Below are 1,219 nucleotides of genomic sequence, written 5' to 3' on the forward strand. Positions count from 1 at the left end.
GAGGTTACATGGGAGGAAGCAATTGGCTTTATTGTTTCTAAAATCAAAAAAACTGTAAAAGAATATGGTTCTGACAGTGTTGCAGCTTTTAGTTCCGCACGATGTACTAATGAAGAAAACTATCTTATGCAAAAATTAATGCGTGCAGTAATTGGCACTAATAACGTCGATCATTGTGCCCGCTTGTGACATGCTCCTACAGTGTCTGGTCTAGGCACAGCATTTGGTAGTGGAGCAATGACAAACTCAATATATGAACTTGATGAAATGGGACCTAAAGATGCTATTTTTGCCATTGGTACAAATACCACAGAATGTCATCCTATAATTGGCATTAAAATGCTAAAAGCTAAAGAGCGCGGTACTAAACTCGTAGTGGCTGATCCCCGCAAAACCGATGTGGCACTACATGCTGATATTTGGCTGCGGCATAAACCAGGTACAGATGTAGCACTTCTAAATGGAATGTCATATTGACAGAAGGACTAGCTGATGAAGCCTTTATTGCTGAAAGAACTGAGAACTTTGAGGCTTTCAAAGAAGTCGCACTGAGATTTAACCCGGAATATACAGCCAGCATAACTAAAGTTCCAGCGAAAAAGATAATAGAAGCGGCAAGAATTATTGCTAAGGCTGATGCTGCTGCTTTGTATTATACTATGGGTATTACGCAGCATACTACTGGTGTTGATAATGTACTATCTACAGCAAATATTATGATGCTTACTGGCAATATTGGTAAGCCTAAAGGAGGAGTTAACCCACTGCGTGGTCAGAATAATGTACAAGGAGCATGTGACATGGGAGCTTTGCCTAATGTCTACACTGGTTACCAATCAGTAACTAATCCTGATGTGAAAGCGAAATTCGAAAAAGCATGGAATGCAAAGTTAAGCGATAAAGTCGGACTTAATATTCCGTCTATCTTGAATGCAATTGAAAAAGATAAGGTGAAAATGCTTTATGTGTTTGGTGAAAATCCAATGCGCAGTGACCCGGATATAAATCATGTGGAACATTGTTTAAAACATTTGGATTTTTTGATTGTTCAAGATATTTTCTTAACTGAAACAGCTGAAGTTGCTGATGTTGTTCTTCCAGGTGTATCCTATGCTGAAAAAGATGGAACTTTTAGTAGTACTGATCGTACAGTGCAGCGTATTCGTAAGGCTGTAGAACCAATAGGTAATAGTCTTCCAGATTGGCAAATACTCCGGGA

General features: G+C 39.0%; 1 pseudogene. It reads left to right on the top strand.

Features of this window, described 5'->3' with window-relative positions:
- Positions 1–1,219 (top strand): annotated as a pseudogene (locus tag CLRAG_RS20280) (molybdopterin oxidoreductase family protein); the annotation flags it as partial.

The organism is Clostridium ragsdalei P11 (genome assembly GCF_001675165.1).
GTDB classification, from domain to species: domain Bacteria; phylum Bacillota; class Clostridia; order Clostridiales; family Clostridiaceae; genus Clostridium_B; species Clostridium_B ragsdalei.